The following is an 18881-nucleotide window of genomic DNA, read 5'->3' on the forward strand; positions in this document are numbered from 1 at the left end:
TTGGTTTATTATATCTAAAAAAATAAGAAATTACTTCTCATGAAAAAATTACTCGTTGCTATTGTAACATTGTCTTGCATTGTTTCAAATGCTCAAACACCAACTGCTTTAGGGATAAACAGTGGTTCGGAAACTACAACTGACGCACCTAATTTTAGTCCTTTTAAATTTAGAGCAGATTTCAAGACTATCACGGCTGTTGGTCTGAATGGTATTGCAACAGGATCCTATGGAACAAATATTACCATTGCGCCTTGGTCTGATAATACCGGTAATAAAAACCACCAACTTAATTTTAATAATACTGGGATATTTTACAGAAATGCCAATCCGCAGGATGCCGCTTGGGGCACTTGGCGACAGTTGCTAGTAACAAATGATGCTGGAAATATTGATTTAGGAGGTACTATCCTTGCCGGTGCTGGAGGAACTCCGGAAGGACAAAATATATTGTCGGGAAGATATAGTAATGGTACGGTAGTGAATTGGGGCGCGCTTTGTGATTCTGGTGGTGCTTTTATGGGTTATGGTGTGAAAGCAAAAGTAGGAACTGCAGGTGCTTGGGCATCTAGTACACCTATTACACCTGCTAAGTCTGCTATTGTTACTGATTTCAGAGGGTTTCATGTGTATGCTAATCCTGCTAATCAAGCTGTAGCTGACGGTACAACTGTGTCGCTAAACGAATATTTTTCTGTAAGAGAAACTGGTAATGTTGGTATTGGAACTACAAATCCTGGATCTAAGCTTGATGTTAATGGTAATATTTCAACGACCCAAGGTTCAGGTGGTAAGATTTCATTATTTGATAATAATAGTACAAGAAATAATAGAATTGAACTTTTTGCGGATACAGATGGGGCGAAAATTAATTCCACCTACAGTACCGGAGGAACTGGTTCCATAAATTTCTTAACAGCTGGGACAAATAGAATGAAAATAATTGATAATGGTAATGTTGGAGTTGGAACAGTGTCTCCTACTTATAAATTACATGTTGTTGGGGATTCTTATTCAGAAGCGCATACTATTCAGAGTTATTCTCCTATGTTGACATTGAAAAGAAATACAACTACAGGTGGATATATTGAGGGTATTCAGACACAATTACTTGATGGAACGAATAACTGGTTTTTCGGTAATGTAGGAACAGAAGAATGGAGAATTTCAAAAGGAGATTATCAACCGGCTAAATTCGTAGTGAAAGACAATGGGAATATTGGGATTGGTACAACAACGCCTTCTGTTAAACTTGATGTTATAGGTAAATCTTCTTTTAGTGATAACATGAAAGTCGATGCAAAAATAGAAGCTAAAGAAATTAAAGTAACTAATACGCCTACTGCCGATTTCGTTTTTGAAGAAGATTATAATCTTCCCAAATTGGAAGATGTAGAAAAACATATCAAGGAAAAGAAACATTTACCCGAAATTGCTTCTGCCAAACAAATGGAAAAAGAAGGTGTAAATGTAGGTGAATTCCAAATTAAATTATTACAAAAAATCGAAGAGCTTACGCTTTATACTATAGAGCAAAATAAAAAAATTGAAGCTCAGAATAAGTTAATTCAAGAACAAAATCAAAGGATTGAAAAATTAGAAAAGAAAATTAATTAATTAAAAAGGCGCTCTGTAAGAGTGCCTTTTTAATTAATTGTTGCGTCAAACGGCGTTTGTTTATGGTTTGTTGGAAATGAAGTTATAATTATTATGTATCATTTAGTGTAATGTTCTCTTTGGTTGTCATGTTGAATAGTCAAATTCTTTAAGTTGCTAATTCTAATTTATGATGCAATTGAAAGTTTTTTTAATAATCGGATAGGTAGTATAGTATGTCGTTTGTTATAAAACGAAGTTGTTCTGATTTTATTAAAATTGAAATGATTAAAGATGGTTGAAATAGTTGCTTTATGATACTTTTGCAACTTTTTGTTTATTTAACCTTAGCATAACCTTTATATGCTAAATTGTGTGTATATTTAGTAGTATAAATCAATTAGTATGAGCAACTATTTTTACATAGCAATAGCTTTAATATTCGTTATTTTTCTTGTTCGTTTTTTGTACCTTAAAAATGAAAAGGATAAAAAGGACTTAGAGCAAAAAATGAATGATGACTATAAAAAGATTCAAGAAATTGAAACGAACGATAAGGATATGATTAATTAAAAATTTTCATGTCTTACAGAATAAAAAAGAGCGCCATTGGCGCTCTTTTTTATTCTGTTTTCTTTTCCTCTTTTTTCTGACTATCCAATGGTGCGCCTACTGCGATACCGCAAACATGGCCTGGTTGTCCATGTGGAGGATTCATTCCGGGTGCGGTTGCTGTTGAAGCAGCAGGAGTTGCTGTAGTTGGTGTTAAAAGGCTAGGGGTGGTGCCTTGTGGTGTGCTGGGTGTTACGGTATAAGATGAATTGGTGTTGTTATTGGTTGTGGTTGTAGTTGTATTGGGTTTTGAGTTAAGAGGAGCACCAACACTAATGTCACAACGATGACCAGGTTGACCGTGGGGCGGGTTCATGCCTTTTGCGGTTTTTACCTGAGTGGTTGTCATTTGTGGTGTGAATTTTACGTTTTGAGGAGTCGCAGTTTTGTTGGTGACTGCGGGTGCTTGTGACGTGTTTGGTGTATTGTTGTTTAATGGAGCGCCAACTGCAATGTCACATCGATGGCCTGGTTGCCCATGTGCTGGATTTACCGGTCCTTTTGCTTGTGTTGTAGTTGCTGCTGGTGTTGTTTGTGTGTTTTGAGTTGTAGTTGTTTTAGGCGTCGATGGTGTTTGGTTTTGTTCTGCTCTTACTGCAGAAGAATCGGCTTGAGGTTGTAGTTCTTCTTTGCAAGAAAGAAGACAGAATGCTGTTGCTATTGCGATGATGCTGTGTTTTGAATTCATTTTCTTTGTTATTGATTACCAAATATAATGATTTTGAAATAAAAAATCCGAAACTAAGTTTCGGACTATTTATTGGGTTTTACCAGAAATGCATTGGGGTATTTCTTCTTGATTTCTGAAAGTTTTTTCTCAGCTTCAATTCTCGTTTTGTAATTCCCAACCCAAACTTTGTAGATAGGTGTGTTAAAAACAATTGTTGCATCTGTGTTTTTATTGGTCTTTCGGAATTCGGTCAATGTTTTCTTTGCTGGTTCGCTTTCTCCCGTAAAGATTTGTATTTTGAATCGTTCGTTCACATTTAATGAACTGTTGACTTTTCTTTTTTCTGCGAGCAGTTGTTCAAATCTTGGATCTTGTTTTACAGATGTTTTTCCATCTTGTGCATAACAAAAAGCTGAAAACAAAACGGTTAAGACTAGGTATTGTGGTTTCTTAAAAAAATCTAAAAATCTCATAATGAATGTAAATTTGTACAAAAGTAATGGAATCAGGAATACTGTGTGAATAAAAAGTTATTTAGAATAATTATAAATTAATAATTAAGATATATTTAAGGTTTTGAGAATAGTTCATAAGTCGTATTTTTGTCGGAGTTTTTTAAATGGCATATTGTATTCAGTGTTCAACTACTGAAAAAATCATGCCGAATTTAGATGATAATCATTTAATATATGAAAAAGGTGGGAAACCATAAATCGATCTTTAAAATAGTAACGTTAAGTCTTTCGTTATTATTATCTGTTTCTTTAAGTTCATTTGCTCAAGAGCCTGCTCAGGCGGCTCCGGCTTCGGAAACTGCTGCGGCTCCTGCTGCTGGTGGTGATGTGGCTGCGGGTAAAGCTTTGTTCAATGCAAATTGTGCGGCTTGTCACAAGTTAGATGCTAAAATGACAGGTCCTGCCTTGAGGGGTGTGGCTGAACGTCGTGATAGAGCATGGTTAGGGAAATGGATTAACAATTCGGCTCAGTTAATTGCTTCTGGTGATGCTGATGCAGTGAAAATTTTTGAGGAGTTCAACAAAACTCCAATGACAGCATTTCCTCAGTTGTCTGCAGCGGATATTGATAATATCTTAGCGTATACTTCTCAGCGAAAAGAAGAGCCAAAAGTAACAACTGGACAAGATGTTCAAGCTGGTGCTTCTTCAGAAGGTGGGTTGTCTAACAACATGGTTTTAGGTTTGTTGGCTGTAGTGTTGGCTGTTTTAGTTGGTATGTTGTTCATGGTGAACAATGTGTTGTCTAAAATTGCTAAAGCTAATGGAGTAGAGGTAGCGGAAAAGAAATTTACTGTATTGCCTGTTGTTAATGCCTTTGTTAAGAATCAGTTCTTGGTTTTGGTTTCAACGATTTTAATGTTGTTGATAGGTGCTTATTTTGCTTATGGCTACTTAATGCAGGTAGGTGTAGATCAAGATTATGCTCCAATTCAGCCTATTCATTATTCGCATAAAATTCACGCTGGGGATAACGGTATCGATTGTAAATACTGTCACTCTGCAGCGCGTGTTAGTAAAAATGCAGGTATTCCTTCGTTGAATGTTTGTATGAACTGTCATAAAAATATTTCAGAATTCCAAGGAGATAAAGATTCTACCTATGTAGAGTATACTAAAGAATTCTACACTGCAGAAATCCAAAAATTATACGATGCAGTGGGTTGGGATAAAACAGCTCAAAAGTATACAGGTAAAGAAAAGCCTGTGAAATGGGTGAGAATTCACAACTTGCAGGATTTCGTTTACTTCAACCACTCACAACACGTTTCGGTTGCAGGAATTGAGTGTCAAAAATGTCACGGACCTGTTGAGACTTTTGAAGTGATGAAGCAGCATTCTCCATTAACTATGGGATGGTGTGTGAACTGTCACCGTGAGACGAATGTAAAAGTAGAAGGTAATGCTTACTACGAAAAAATTCACTCAGAACTTTCTAAAAAATATGGTGTAGACAAATTGACTGCAGCGCAAATGGGAGGTTTAGAATGTGGTAAATGTCACTACTAATTATTTATTAAGAAGCTAATATTTATATACAATATGTCATCAAACAAAAAATACTGGAAAAGTGTTGAGGAGCTAAACGAAAATAGCTCTATTGTTGAGACGCTTAGAAATAACGAGTTTGTGGAAGAAATTCCAACGGATGAATTTTTAGGTGATGCTGCATCGTTGGCATCTTCTAACACAACACGTCGTGATTTTCTTAAGTATGTTGGATTCAGTACTGCAGCGGCTACTTTAGCTGCTTGTGAAGGTCCAGTGCATAAGTCAATTCCTTATGTAGTTCAACCGGAAGAAATCATCCCTGGTTTAGCAGATTATTATGCTACATCATTCTCTGATGGTTTCGATTTTGCTAACATTTTAGTAAAAACTCGTGAAGGTCGTCCTATCAAAATTGAAAATAATAAAATTGAGGGAGCTAATTTCCATGCAAATGCTCGTGTTCACGCGTCAGTTTTATCGTTATACGATAGCTTACGTTTGAAAAACACTAAAATTGCAGGAAAAGATGCTTCTTGGAGTGAGGCAAATGCTAAAATTAAAGCTAGCGTTGCTGAGGCTAAAGCTAAAGGAGGAAAAGTAGTATTGTTGACTAATACTTCTGCATCGCCTTCAACTGACAGATTAATTGGTCAGTTCTTGGCTGCAAATCCAAATGCAAAACATGTAGTATATGATGCTGTTTCTTCAACAGAAGCTTTGGATGCTTTCCAAACAGTTTATGGTGAAAGAGCTTTAGCAGATTATGATTTTTCTAAAGCAAATGTAATTGTTTCTGTTGGTGCTGATTTCTTAGGAGACTGGCAAGGTGGAAACTTCGATGCTGGTTATGCACAAGGACGTATTCCTCAAAATGGAAAAATGTCTCGTCACTTCCAGTTCGAAGCAAACATGACATTGTCTGGTGCTGCCGCTGATAAGCGTGTGCCGATGAATGTTGCGACTCAAAAACAAGCATTAGCTAAAATATATAGTATTGTTACTGGTGCTGCAGTTTCCACTTCTAAGTTTGAAGGAGAAGATGCAGTAACTAAAGCAGCACAACAGTTGAAAGCTGCTGGTAGCAAAGGTGTGTTGGTTTCGGGTATTGAAGATAAAAATGCTCAATTGGTTGTATTAGCGATCAACCGCGCTTTAGCGAGTGAGGCTTTTAATCCGGCTAATTCACGTCAAATCAGAAAAGGAAATGCTGCTGAAGTGAAGCAATTAATTGCAGATTTGAAAGCGGGTTCTGTACATACTTTAATTATGAGTGGTGTAAATCCAGTATATTCATTACCTAATGGTGCTGAATTTGCTGAAGCATTAAAGAAAACTAAACTTTCTGTTGCTTTCTCAATGAAAGAAGATGAAACGGCTTTGGTTTCTAGTATTGCTGTTGCAACTCCACATTATTTAGAATCTTGGGGTGATGTAAGTATTGTGAAAGGACAATACGCGGTTACTCAACCTACAATTCGTCCGTTATTTAATACAGTACAATTCCAAGATGCATTATTGTCTTGGACTGGTAATGTTCAAACGTACTATGATTATATCCGTTCTTCTTGGGCAGGAGCAAAATCTTGGAACCAATTAGTACATGATGGTGTTGCTTTTACTGAGGTTGGAGCAGGTGCGGGTGCTGGTGCTGATTTCAATGGTGCAGCAGCTGTTTTAGGAAATGCAAAATCAAACGGTACTGAATTAGTATTGTATACTAAAACAGGTATGGGTGATGGGCAGCAAGCGAACAATCCATGGTTGCAAGAGTTTCCAGATCCAATCACCAGAGCTTCTTGGGATAATTATGTTACTGTAGCTAAAGCAGATGCTGAGGCTTGGGGCTTAGAGAACTGGAATGTTGCTAACGGTGGTTTGAACGGTAGCTTGGTTACTTTATCAGTAAACGGTGCTAAATTGGAAAATGTTCCGGTTATGATCCAACCTGGTCAAGCAAAAGGAACTGTTGGTTTAGCTTTGGGTTACGGACGTAAAGCTGCTTTGAAAGAAGAAATGCAAGTAGGTGTTAATGCTTACAAATTATATAATAATTTCAACAATGTACAAACGGTTTCTGTTACTAAGGCAGATGGTGAGCATGAATTTGCTTGTGTACAGTTGCAAAAAACATTAATGGGTCGTGGAGACATCATTAAGGAGACTACTTTAGAAATTTTTAATACTAAAGATGCTGCCGATTGGAATATCATGCCAGTAGTTTCTTTAGATCATAAAGAAGTTCCGGCTGAGTCGGTTGATTTATGGGAATCTTTTGATCGTAGTATAGGTCACCACTTTAATTTATCGATTGACTTGAATGCTTGTACTGGATGTGGAGCTTGTGTTATTGCTTGTCATGCAGAAAACAACGTACCAGTAGTTGGTAAATCAGAAGTAAGAAGAAGTCGCGATATGCACTGGTTGCGTATCGATAGATACTATTCTTCTGAAGAAAGTTTCAAAGGAGATCTTGAGAAAAAAGAATCTGCTTCTGGATTATTAGATTCAAGAAATAAATATATTGAATTGGAATCTGCTTCAGATAATCCTCAAGTTGTGTTCCAGCCAGTAATGTGTCAGCACTGTAACCACGCTCCATGTGAGACTGTTTGTCCGGTTGCTGCTACTTCTCACGGTCGTCAAGGTCAAAACCATATGGCATATAACCGTTGTGTGGGTACTCGTTACTGTGCAAACAACTGTCCGTATAAAGTACGTCGTTTCAACTGGTTCTTGTACAACAACAATGACGAATTCAACTATCATATGAATGATGATTTAGGTCGTATGGTATTGAATCCAGATGTTAACGCTCGTTCTCGTGGGGTTATGGAAAAATGTTCGTTATGTATCCAAATGACACAAGCGACTATTTTGAAAGCTAAAAACGAAGGACGTTTAGTGAAAGATGGTGAATTCCAAACAGCATGTTCAAATGCATGTACTTCTGGAGCAATGGTATTTGGTGATGTAAATGATAAAGAATCTAAAGTGGCAGCATTGGCTGATGATAATAGAGCGTATCATTTATTAGAGCACATTGGAACAAAACCAAATGTTGTTTACCAAGTAAAAGTTAGAAATTAATATTAATAAGAAATAAGATAAAGGATTATGTCGTCTCATTACGAAGCACCTATCAGAAAACCTTTAGTACTTGGAAGTAAAAGCTACCACGATGTTACTGTCGATGTGGCCCGTCCGGTAGAGGGTAAAGCTAATAAACAATGGTGGACAGTATTTTATATAGCACTTGCAGCCTTTTTATGGGGTTTAAGCTGTATGTTATACACAATTACCGAAGGTATTGGAACATGGGGATTAAATAAAACAGTTGGTTGGGCATGGGATATCACTAACTTCGTTTGGTGGGTTGGTATCGGTCACGCCGGAACGCTAATTTCAGCTGTATTGTTATTATTCCGTCAAAAATGGAGAATGGCGATTAACCGTTCTGCAGAAGCGATGACTATCTTCTCGGTAGTTCAAGCAGGTTTGTTTCCAATCATCCACATGGGTCGTCCATGGTTAGGATACTGGGTATTGCCAATACCAAATCAATTCGGATCATTATGGGTTAACTTTAACTCACCGTTACTTTGGGACGTATTCGCTATTTCAACGTATTTATCAGTATCATTAGTTTTCTGGTGGACTGGTTTATTACCCGACTTCGCAATGTTACGTGATAGAGCAGTAACTCCTTTTACAAAAAGAATTTATTCTATCCTTTCTTTTGGATGGACAGGAAGAGCAAAAGACTGGCAACGTTTCGAAGAGGTTTCTCTTGTATTGGCAGGTTTAGCTACTCCATTGGTACTTTCAGTACACACTATTGTATCTTTTGACTTTGCTACTTCAGTAATTCCTGGATGGCATACGACAATCCTTCCGCCATACTTCGTTGCGGGAGCGATCTTCTCAGGATTCGCGATGGTAAATACTTTACTTATCATCATGAGAAAAGTGTGTAACCTTGAAGACTATATTACAATTCAGCATATCGAGTTAATGAACATTGTAATCATGATTACGGGTTCAATCGTAGGATGTGCTTATATCACCGAGTTATTCGTAGCTTGGTATTCAGGAGTTGAGTATGAACAATATGCTTTCTTGAATAGAGCAACTGGTCCTTACTGGTGGTCATACTGGGCGATGATGACATGTAATGTGTTCTCTCCGCAGTTCATGTGGTTCAAAAAATTAAGAACTAGCATCATGTTCTCATTCATCATTTCAATTGTGGTAAACATAGGTATGTGGTTTGAGCGTTTCGTAATCATCGTAACATCGTTACACCGTGATTACTTACCATCATCTTGGACAATGTTCTCACCTACATTCGTTGATATCGGTATCTTCGTTGGTACTATTGGATTCTTCTTCGTATTATTCTTATTGTATTCAAGAACATTCCCTGTAATTGCACAGGCGGAGGTTAAAACAATCTTGAAAACTTCAGGAGATAACTACAAAGCAGATAGAGAGAAAAACGGTCATAATCACGATAATCACTAAGAAGTCATGAGTCATAAAGTAATACATGCACTATATACTGATGATGATGTTTTGATGGATGCTGTAAAGCAAACTCGTAAAGCACATCACCATATTGAAGAGGTTTATACTCCATTCCCTGTTCACGGTTTAGATAAAGCAATGGGGTTAGCACCAACAAGAATTGCGATTTGTGCTTTCTTATATGGTCTTACTGGTTTGTCATTTGCAACATGGTTATTGAATAATATCATGATTAGTGATTGGCCACAGGATATCGGTGGTAAACCAAGTTTCAGTTATATTCAAAATATGCCTGCTTTCGTGCCGGTAATGTTTGAGGAAACTGTATTCTTTGCAGCACACTTAATGGTAATTACGTTCTATATGAGAAGTAAATTATGGCCATTCAAAGAAGCTGAAAATCCAGATGTTCGTACAACAGATGATCACTTTTTAATGGAGATCGCTGTCAATAATAATGAAGACGAATTAACTTCTTTCCTACAAAGTACAGGTGCAGTTGAAGTTAAAGTAGTTGAAAAGCATTAATTAGATTATGAGAAGAGTAGTATATTCATTAACAGCTTTAATGGGGTTAGCTTCATTAATGGTTTCATGTAAAAATGATAAAAAACCGAACTATCAGTTCTTCCCGAACATGTATGAATCGGTTGCATATGAAACTTATTCAGAATCAGATGCTTTTAAATCGCCAAATGGTTTGGTAGGTAAAGAAGGTCAATTACCTGCTCAAGGTACTATCAAGAGAGGTTTTGAAATTTATGATTTACCGAACACTCCTGCTGGTTACGAAGCTTCAAAAGCAATTGTTTCTCCTCTTGAGCCTTCAGCTATTAACCTTGAAAAAGGAAAAGAGTTGTTTGATATTTACTGTATTTCTTGTCACGGTGAAAAAGGTGATGGAAAAGGGAAATTAGTTCAAAGAGAAAAATTCTTAGGTGTACCTAGTTATAAAGACAGAGCTGTAACAGTGGGAAGCGTTTTCCATGTTGAGACTTATGGTCTGAATGCGATGGGTTCTCACGCAAACCAATTGTCTAAGAAGGAAAGATGGCAAGTTGCAGAATATGTAATGAAGCTTAAGTCTGAATTATAATTGTAAAACACACGATATATAAGTTATGTATACATTATCAAGCAAAATAAAAAACCTTTCAATTTTCCTTATGGTTTTAGGACTATTGGGTATTGGATATGGTTTTTTCAGTGCACCGAAGAATACTGAAGATGTAGAAAAAATATTAGCTGCTGATACTCATGGTGGACATCATGGTGCTGCAGCTGCACATGAAACTGCTCCAGCTGATGCTCATGGTGAAGCTGTTGTAGCACACGGTGAAGAAAAAGAAGAGGCTCATGCTGAAGCAAAAGAAGTTCATGTTGAAACTGAACACAAAACAGAAGCTGCTCATGATTCTTCTGTAGCTGAAGTTAAAGAAGTAGCTCATGTAACTGACTCACTTGTAGCACCTACCGAAGAGACTCATGCAGAAGCTCATGCTGCACCTGCACATGCTGAGAAAGGTCACGAAGTGGCAGCTAATCATGATGCACATGCTGATGAGCATAAAAAACATGTTGAGCATGTATTTACTCAATTAAAAAATAAGCCTTGGTCTGCATTATACGTAGGAGCATTGTTCGTATTCTTGATTTCTTTAGGAGTATTGGCATTCTATGCTATTCAATGGGCAGCACAGGCAGGTTGGTCACCAGCTTTATTCAGAGTAATGGAGGCTATCACCGCATATATTGTACCTGGAGGTATCATTGTGTTTGTGATTTTGGTATTGTCAACACTTTATTTTGGAGATCATCAATTGAATCATTTGTTTGTATGGTCTGATAAAGATGTTGTAGCAAATGATCACTTGATTCAAGGAAAATCAGGGTATTTGAATGTACCTTTCTTCTTAATTAGAGCTGTAATCTATTTAGGAGGTTGGATTTTATACCGTACTTACACTCGTAAAAACTCGATCAACTTAGATGAAACTGGTGATTTGTCTTTCTATAAAAAGAACTTCAAAGCATCTGCTGGATTCTTAGCGTTCTTCTTAGTTTCTGAGTCTATGATGGCTTGGGACTGGGTAATGTCTGTTGATCCTCACTGGTTCAGTACATTATTTGGATGGTATGTTTTTGCAAGTTTCTTTGTAAGTGGTATCACTGTAATTGCGTTGATTACTTTACACTTGAAATCAAACGGTTATTTAGATTTTATCAATAATAGTCACTTCCATGATTTAGCGAAATTCATGTTTGGTATTTCAGTTTTCTGGACTTACTTATGGTTCTCTCAATTCATGTTGATGTGGTATTCTAACATCCCTGAAGAGGTAACCTATTTCAAAACTAGAATTGAGCACTATAACTTGCCTTTCTTCGGAATGGTGGCTATGAACTTCATTTTCCCAGTATTAATTTTGATTAATACAGATTTCAAACGTGTACCTTGGATTATCACTATGGCGGGTATCATCATTTTATCAGGTCACTATTTAGACTTCCATAACATGATTTTCCCTGCAACAGTTGGTGAAAATTGGTTTATTGGTGCTGCTGAAATTGGTTCAGTTGCATTCTTTGCAGGATTGTTCTTATTTGTTGTATTCAACGCTTTAACTAAAGCACCATTATTGGCAAAAGGAAATCCGCTAATTGAAGAAAGTAAGCATTTCCATTATTAATATTTAAACAAGAAAACAGATGACAAGTTTGTTGGTTATTATAGTTTTAGTCTTATTATCAATTGCAATCTGGCAAATGACTAAAATTTTCGACTTAACTCAGGTAGGCGTTTCTAAAGATGACTCGCAAATCGCTACTGATAATGATAATAATGTACAGGGATATTTAATGTTCGGTTTTCTTGCATTCCTTTATATCTTCACGATATATGGATTGTTTAAATGGGGACACTTAGTTTTAGGTACACCAGCTTCTGAACACGGTACCGATTATGACAATTTGATGTATATCTCTTTTGGTATCATTTTCTTTGTTCAGGCTATCACTCAGTTGTTATTACACTACTTCGCTTTCAAATATAGAGGTGAAAAAGGGAAAAAAGCATTGTACTATGCAGATAACGATAAATTAGAATTTATCTGGACTATCATCCCGGTAATTGTTTTGGCAGGTTTGATTCTTTACGGATTGTACACTTGGACAAACATTATGTTTGTTGATGAAGATGAAGAAGTTATTGTTGTTGAATTGTATGCAAAACAATTTAGCTGGGAAGCGCGTTACGCTGGTAAAGACAACGTGTTGGGTAAAGCTAATGTTCGTTTAATCGAAGGGGTAAATACAATGGGTCTGGATGTAAACGATCCAAATGCTCAAGATGACATCGCTGTTTCTGAATTGCATATACCAAAAGGTAAAAAAGTATTATTCAAATTACGTTCGCAAGATATTCTTCACTCAGCTTATATGCCTCACTTTAGAGCGCAAATGAACTGTGTGCCTGGTATGGTGACTCAATTTGCATTCACACCAACATTGACAACTGAAGAAATGCGTCAAGATCCTGCTATTGTTGAGAAAGTTAACAATATCAACAAAATACGTTCTGCTAACAGCGCTAAGTTAGTTGCAGAAGGTAAAACACCTCTTGATCCATATACTTTCGACTATTTGTTATTATGTAACAAAATTTGTGGAGCTTCTCACTACAACATGCAAATGAAAATTGTTGTGGATACTCCTGAAGAATTCAAAAACTGGTTGAAAGATAAAGGAACTATTGTCAAAGCTATAAAAGACGATAAAGCGGCTAAAGAAGCTGAAAAGAATCCTGCTCCAGTAGCGGTACCAGCACAAGCTAAAGTAGCTGATTCAACTGTAGTTGCTACGGCAGATGACAAATTAGAGGAAGAAAAAAAATAATTAAATTTAAATTTAGATAAATAATATGGGAGCAGCAGCACACGACCACGATCACGCACACGATCACGATCACGCACATCACCATAAAGATACATTCATCACTAAATACATTTTTAGTATTGATCACAAAATGATTGCTAAGCAATACTTGATTACAGGTATTATCATGGGAATCGTTGGGGTAGTGATGTCGTTATTGTTCAGAATGCAAATCGCTTGGCCAGAGCAGTCTTTCGGGATTTTTAAATTCTTATTGGGAGAGAAAATGGCTCCAGGAGGAGTAATGCGAAATGATATTTACCTTGCTTTGGTAACTATCCACGGTACTATCATGGTATTCTTTGTATTAACTGCTGGTTTGAGTGGTACGTTTAGTAACTTGTTAATTCCATTACAGATTGGTGCACGTGATATGGCTTCTGGTTTTATGAATATGATTTCATACTGGTTGTTCTTCTTGTCGTCTGTTGTAATGATCTGTTCTTTATTCGTTGAGTCTGGACCAGCTTCTGCAGGTTGGACAATCTATCCACCATTATCAGCTTTACCACAAGCAATTCCAGGTTCTGGAACAGGTATGACTTTATGGTTGGTATCAATGGCTATTTTCATTGCTTCGTCTTTGATGGGTTCATTGAACTATGTAGTAACAGTTATCAATCTTAGAACTAAAGGGATGTCAATGACAAGATTGCCACTTACTGTTTGGGCTTTCTTCATTACTGCAGTTATCGGTATTGTATCGTTCCCGGTATTATTATCTGCTGCGTTGTTATTGATCATGGATAGAAGTTTTGGTACTTCATTCTTCTTATCTGATATCTTTATCTCTGGTGAGGTATTACACTACCAAGGTGGTTCTCCAGTATTGTTTGAGCACTTATTCTGGTTCTTAGGTCATCCTGAGGTATATATCGTATTATTACCGGCATTGGGTATCACTTCTGAAATTATTGCTACTAACTCCCGTAAACCAATTTTCGGTTACCGTGCGATGATTGCTTCTATCTTAGCAATTGCATTCTTATCGACGATTGTATGGGGTCACCATATGTTCTTGTCTGGAATGAATCCATTCTTAGGATCGGTATTTACATTTACAACATTATTGATTGCGATTCCTTCTGCGGTAAAAGCATTCAACTATATTACTACGCTTTGGAAAGGTAACTTACAGTTAAATCCTGCGATGTTGTTCTCAATTGGATTGGTTTCAACATTCATTTCAGGAGGTTTAACAGGTATCATCCTTGGAGATAGTACATTAGATATTAACGTTCACGATACATATTTCGTAGTGGCTCACTTCCACTTAGTAATGGGTATCTCTGCATTGTACGGATTCTTCGCTGGGGTGTACCACTGGTTCCCAAGAATGTTCGGTAGAATGATGAACAAAACTTTAGGTTATATTCACTTCTGGGTAACTGCAGTTTGTGCTTATGGTGTATTCTATCCAATGCACTTCATCGGTATGGCTGGTTTACCACGTCGTTACTATACGAACTCGAACTTCCCATTATTTGACGATTTAGCTGATGTTAACGTATTGATTACTACATTCGCTTTAATCGGAGCTGCTTTCCAATTGGTGTTCATGTGGAATTTCTTCTACAGCATCTTCAAAGGACCAAAAGCACCTCAAAATCCATGGAAATCGAATACATTAGAGTGGACTGCTCCAGTAGAGCACATTCACGGTAACTGGCCTGGTGATTTACCAACAGTTCACAGATGGCCTTACGATTACAGTAAGCCTGGTCATGATGATGACTTCGTACCTCAAACTGTTCCTATGAAGGAAGGTGAGGAAGAGTTACACCACTCCTAACATACAATACTAAAGAGCCTTTCGAAAGAAAGGCTTTTTTATTACCTTTAGCCAAACAAATTTTATGAAGAAGTTTTTCTTATTATTTACTTGTCTTTTCAGCTTGTCTTGCTTTTCTCAGACTGTACCCGATTTTGAGGCTATTGATTCGTTGTACAGAGAAGATCAGTTCTATTTTGGGGTTACGTATAATATTTTGAATGATAAACCTCAGGCGGTGTCTCAAAACTCGTTTTCTGCAGGATTGAATTTTGGCTTTCTACGTGATTTCCCTCTTAATAAGAAACGTACTGTGGCTATTGCTCCAGGTTTAGGGTTTACATTCAATAACTACAAGAGTAACATTGTGATTGCAGAGAACAATAATGAAATTACCTATACAGCTATACCGACAACCGATTTTGATAATAACAAGCTAGGTTTGTATTTTGTAGACGTTCCGATTGAATTTCGTTGGCGTACTTCTACCTTCGATTCACATAAGTTTTGGAGGATTTACACTGGTGTTAAGATGAGTTATTTACTAGCCAGTAAATCGAAGTTTGTTTCTTCTACGGATCGATTTTCTGTATCCAATAACCCGGATTTGAATAAGTTTCATTATGGTGCTTATGTGAGTGCGGGATACAATACCTTCAATGTGTATGCTTATTATGGTTTTCAAGATCTTTTCAAGAATGGTTCTTTGAACGGACAACCTTTAAACTTGAGTACCATCAATATTGGTTTGATGTTTTATATTTTATAACCAAAACAGCAGTAAAATTAATTGCGGTAGCGCTCCGATGATATATCCCAACGTTAATTCGAATAGGGTGTGTGCTTTCATGTACAATCGGGAAGAAGCTACTACACCATTTAGTAGCAAAATAACAGCGATGAGCAATTGCATTCGGAACTGAAAGTGGATGCAACAAGCAATACAGAATACAGTTAATGATGAGATGCCCAACATGTGTAAGCTGGCTTTTTTATGAAACAGTGCCAAAACCAACGCTAGAAAGGTGCTAAGAATACTTCCCAAATAGAAATAGAATAATTCCGGAAATGTGGTTATTGTGACGCTTTTAAAAATAAGTGTGCTTAATAGTAACGACTGCAAGAAAAGCGGGATCTTACGTTGTTCTACCTTTGTCACCATAATCGAATCTATTTTTTGTAAAGAAACCAATAGGTAGAAACAAGCCAATGGGATAAATACAGTAACGATGAGTATTTGTACGAGGCACAAATAAATTGTTTCATAGTTGAAGTAACCATGGGTTGTAAAAAAATAAAATAGGGCACCCATGACCGAAATGAATATCGGATGGAAGGCGTAGGAGAAGAATGGCAATATCTTTTTCAAGGCTGTTGGTACTAGTTGACCAAAGTTACCATTTTTTTTGATGTTGTACTCTTTGTGGTGAATTCTTTGTTATTGGTCATCCCAACTATTCGAGTACTTTTGTAGTTGGTTCAGGAGAGGTACGATTGACTCAATGTGCAGTGGAATTCCACGTTGAAATGAAAACTTATAATTAAAGTAATTATTTCTTTTACTGTTGTTGGAAAGAGTACAGTAGGAATTACATCAAATATAGCTATCACACCATTAATACGATTAAAAATAATATGAAAGAAAACAATTATATCCGGGTTAAAATTTATTTTTTAATATTTATTGTAGCTTTCACTTTCGGATGGATTGCCAGCAAATCGGAGATAACCATGGTTGTTGAAGGTAGGGATATTTATAGCTATGGTTTTAATTACGCTATGTTTGGCCTTCTGATCACTTTGGGATTTACAATAACTTTAGTTTATGATATTTATATTTTGGGTAAAAACAAAAAAGAATCTTCAGATAGAATGAAGTAGTAATTTGTTTTCTCGGGTTTTCATAAGCTTTTAGCTGCTTGTACCAACTCAGAAATTATACTTTACCATTTTAAGGTGGCAGTTTGCTTTTCTATATGAGTTTGCAAGATATTAGCCATTGTTTTGTTCCTTTTGTTTAAGTTAATTGATTGAAGGGATCAAAGTCGGGAGATCCTAGAATCATCTTAATCAAATTTTGGTTAGCGTATTTCGGTATTTTGTTTAGCAACTTAAATAAATAGTGTTTACGATGAAATATATAGCTTATCTTTTTTTCGGTATCATTCCAATTTAACTCAAAGGAATATTGCCTACGATAGGTCTTTACTTTGTTTGTTATTTTTGATTTACATCAATTGTACTTTAATAGCATTGTTTTTTTGGTCTATAGCAGCTAGGACAATTTTTTTAAAGAATAGAATCTACACTTGTTCAATTTTAATTGTTTTATTCGTGGTAGGGATGTATGTAGTAAAGAAATTCATCAATAAAGAAGAATTGAACCATTTTATGCCCTCTAGTAAAGTTAAATTTCATGGGTGGTTATTGTTTTTATATATTTTAATCTCTCTCTTTTTTATGGTCGTATCAATGATAGTACTAAAGAGAGCATTAGCTCTGTACTAGTTTTCAAAAGGGAACCTTTTTGAGGTTAACTTCTGATCAGATGATTTTTTAGCTCAATATCGGGAAATACTAGGTATGGCGAAGTCAGAATTGCGCATAACAGTATGCATTTTAATGTAAATAATTTATAAATGAAAAAAATGACTATCCTTAAAGGAGCTCTGGTATTTGTATTTGTGTTGAGTGTCTTTTTACTCTTCTATTATTCGGGTTTGCATTCGAAAAGTTACAACACCAATGAAGTTTACAACGTTCCAATTGGTACAAATAGTTTTGTAGAAGAAAATAGAACCGTTTTGGTTACTGAAAATTCCAATTTAAATGGTCAAATCATAGCATTAGGCCTAATTGCAAGTGTCGCATTATTTGGGTTTGTTTTTCTAGTTGCAGTGGAACATAATTTTACTAAGTTGAGTGTTTCTACTACTAAAAAAGAATAGAAGTATTCCTGAAAATGGCTACTAATGTATGTAGCAAATTCAATATGCAGTGGTTGACAATAGCAGAATGTTTATACTGACTTTGGGATTATTCGTGTTGACCACATGATGTTGTTGGGGTATTTCTAAAAAAAGTATGCAAAGTGATTGGTTTTACAAACTTTCTGTTCTATTTCAGTAGCTTCTTTTTACTTATTACTATTAGGTAAAAACAGTCATAGTTAAAAATTAGTAGGTTTTATTTTCGCTTTTGTTTCTTAAGTCATTGATTATCAATGTGTATTATTTTTATTGTTAAATTTTTAACTAAATAGTTCTTGAACTGTGAAATAGTGGTACTTTTGCGGCTAATTTTTTGAAATCAAATGAAATATATTTTACTTTTCCTGCTGTTTTTGTCAGGAGTTACTGCAGACGCTCAGTCAGTTAGCTTTAGTTATGATGCTGCTGGAAATCAAATTATGCGAACTTGGTGCGCACTTTGTCCAGGGAAAATGTCAGGGGGAGATGCTCCCAAAGATTTGAATGACATTACAGAGGAGGATATGGAGAAGTTCCATCCGGAAGACATCGTATCGTATTATCCAAACCCTGTTCAGGAGCAATTGTACTTAAAGTGGTCGCTTGTGGATGATAAGAGAATGATGGAAATTAACTTATACAATAGCAACGGTCAATTGATCAAGTCGGTAAAAAATCTTCAGAATACCGACCATTATCTTTTTCCTTTTCAGATGTTACCGGAGGGTATTTATACTCTAAACTTAACGTATACCAATGGGAAACAAGAGCCTATCAAAATTATCAAAACTAAGAATTAA

Annotated in this window: 17 protein-coding genes; 14 read left to right on the plus strand and 3 right to left on the minus strand. The window is 36.2% G+C overall.

What is annotated here, in order from left to right; genetic code table 11:
- The first annotated feature begins 39 nt into the window (after nucleotides 1-39).
- Nucleotides 40-1617, plus strand: a complete 1578-nt coding sequence (locus ACS8MM_RS15000; RefSeq protein ID WP_379718401.1) for a hypothetical protein — start codon at nucleotides 40-42, stop codon at nucleotides 1615-1617.
- A 384-nt stretch (nucleotides 1618-2001) separates the two neighbouring features.
- Nucleotides 2002-2169, plus strand: a complete 168-nt coding sequence (locus tag ACS8MM_RS15005) for a hypothetical protein (RefSeq protein ID WP_379718404.1) — start codon at nucleotides 2002-2004, stop codon at nucleotides 2167-2169.
- 49 nt (nucleotides 2170-2218) lie between these two features.
- On the opposite strand, the gene ACS8MM_RS15010 is transcribed toward ACS8MM_RS15005, so the two are convergent.
- The gene (locus tag ACS8MM_RS15010; RefSeq protein WP_379718407.1) at nucleotides 2219-2896 is read right to left on the minus strand and encodes a hypothetical protein; all 678 of its coding nucleotides are present in this window, start codon (nucleotides 2894-2896) and stop codon (nucleotides 2219-2221) included.
- A gap of 65 nt (nucleotides 2897-2961) precedes the next feature.
- Entirely contained in the window at nucleotides 2962-3351 is a 390-nt protein-coding gene (locus tag ACS8MM_RS15015) for an SPOR domain-containing protein (RefSeq protein WP_379718410.1), read from the minus strand.
- Between the two features lie 216 nt (nucleotides 3352-3567).
- Here ACS8MM_RS15015 and ACS8MM_RS15020 point away from each other — a divergent pair, with 216 nt between their 5' ends.
- The 9 genes from ACS8MM_RS15020 to ACS8MM_RS15060 all read left to right on the plus strand — a co-directional run bounded on the left by ACS8MM_RS15020 (nucleotide 3568) and on the right by ACS8MM_RS15060 (nucleotide 15881).
- Entirely contained in the window at nucleotides 3568-4902 is a 1335-nt protein-coding gene (locus tag ACS8MM_RS15020) for a c-type cytochrome (RefSeq protein ID WP_379718414.1), read from the plus strand.
- A gap of 33 nt (nucleotides 4903-4935) precedes the next feature.
- A complete protein-coding gene (locus ACS8MM_RS15025) occupies nucleotides 4936-7971 on the plus strand; it encodes a TAT-variant-translocated molybdopterin oxidoreductase (RefSeq protein WP_379718417.1) in 3036 nt (1011 codons plus the stop codon).
- A 27-nt stretch (nucleotides 7972-7998) separates the two neighbouring features.
- The gene (gene nrfD / locus ACS8MM_RS15030; protein ID WP_379718420.1) at nucleotides 7999-9405 is read left to right on the plus strand and encodes an NrfD/PsrC family molybdoenzyme membrane anchor subunit; all 1407 of its coding nucleotides are present in this window, start codon (nucleotides 7999-8001) and stop codon (nucleotides 9403-9405) included.
- Between the two features lie 6 nt (nucleotides 9406-9411).
- Entirely contained in the window at nucleotides 9412-9936 is a 525-nt protein-coding gene (locus ACS8MM_RS15035) for a DUF3341 domain-containing protein (RefSeq protein ID WP_379718423.1), read from the plus strand.
- Nucleotides 9937-9943: 7 nt separating this feature from the next.
- A complete protein-coding gene (locus ACS8MM_RS15040; protein WP_379718427.1) occupies nucleotides 9944-10504 on the plus strand; it encodes a c-type cytochrome in 561 nt (186 codons plus the stop codon).
- Between the two features lie 25 nt (nucleotides 10505-10529).
- Entirely contained in the window at nucleotides 10530-12098 is a 1569-nt protein-coding gene (locus ACS8MM_RS15045) for a quinol:cytochrome C oxidoreductase (RefSeq protein ID WP_379718430.1), read from the plus strand.
- 19 nt (nucleotides 12099-12117) lie between these two features.
- Nucleotides 12118-13302, plus strand: a complete 1185-nt coding sequence (locus ACS8MM_RS15050; protein WP_379718433.1) for a cytochrome c oxidase subunit II — start codon at nucleotides 12118-12120, stop codon at nucleotides 13300-13302.
- A 25-nt stretch (nucleotides 13303-13327) separates the two neighbouring features.
- On the plus strand, nucleotides 13328-15133 hold the full coding sequence (locus ACS8MM_RS15055; RefSeq protein WP_379718436.1) for a cytochrome c oxidase subunit I: 1806 nt from the start codon (nucleotides 13328-13330) through the stop codon (nucleotides 15131-15133).
- A gap of 64 nt (nucleotides 15134-15197) precedes the next feature.
- Complete coding sequence (locus tag ACS8MM_RS15060) at nucleotides 15198-15881, plus strand: porin family protein (RefSeq protein WP_379718439.1); 684 nt, start codon at nucleotides 15198-15200, stop codon at nucleotides 15879-15881.
- Here the strand turns inward: ACS8MM_RS15060 and ACS8MM_RS15065 are convergent.
- The gene (locus tag ACS8MM_RS15065) at nucleotides 15876-16481 is read right to left on the minus strand and encodes a hypothetical protein (protein ID WP_379718442.1); all 606 of its coding nucleotides are present in this window, start codon (nucleotides 16479-16481) and stop codon (nucleotides 15876-15878) included. The genes ACS8MM_RS15060 and ACS8MM_RS15065 overlap by 6 nt on opposite strands.
- Nucleotides 16482-16747: 266 nt before the next feature.
- Between ACS8MM_RS15065 and ACS8MM_RS15070 the strand changes: the two genes are divergently transcribed.
- The 3 genes from ACS8MM_RS15070 to ACS8MM_RS15080 all read left to right on the plus strand — a co-directional run bounded on the left by ACS8MM_RS15070 (nucleotide 16748) and on the right by ACS8MM_RS15080 (nucleotide 18881).
- Nucleotides 16748-16993 (plus strand): hypothetical protein, encoded by a 246-nt coding sequence (locus ACS8MM_RS15070; RefSeq protein WP_379718445.1) that lies wholly within the window; start codon nucleotides 16748-16750, stop codon nucleotides 16991-16993.
- Between the two features lie 758 nt (nucleotides 16994-17751).
- Entirely contained in the window at nucleotides 17752-18060 is a 309-nt protein-coding gene (locus ACS8MM_RS15075; RefSeq protein ID WP_379718448.1) for a hypothetical protein, read from the plus strand.
- 365 nt (nucleotides 18061-18425) lie between these two features.
- On the plus strand, nucleotides 18426-18881 hold the full coding sequence (locus tag ACS8MM_RS15080) for a T9SS type A sorting domain-containing protein (protein WP_379718451.1): 456 nt from the start codon (nucleotides 18426-18428) through the stop codon (nucleotides 18879-18881).

It is taken from the genome of Flavobacterium sp. MAHUQ-57, assembly GCF_051908335.1.
GTDB lineage: Bacteria > Bacteroidota > Bacteroidia > Flavobacteriales > Flavobacteriaceae > Flavobacterium.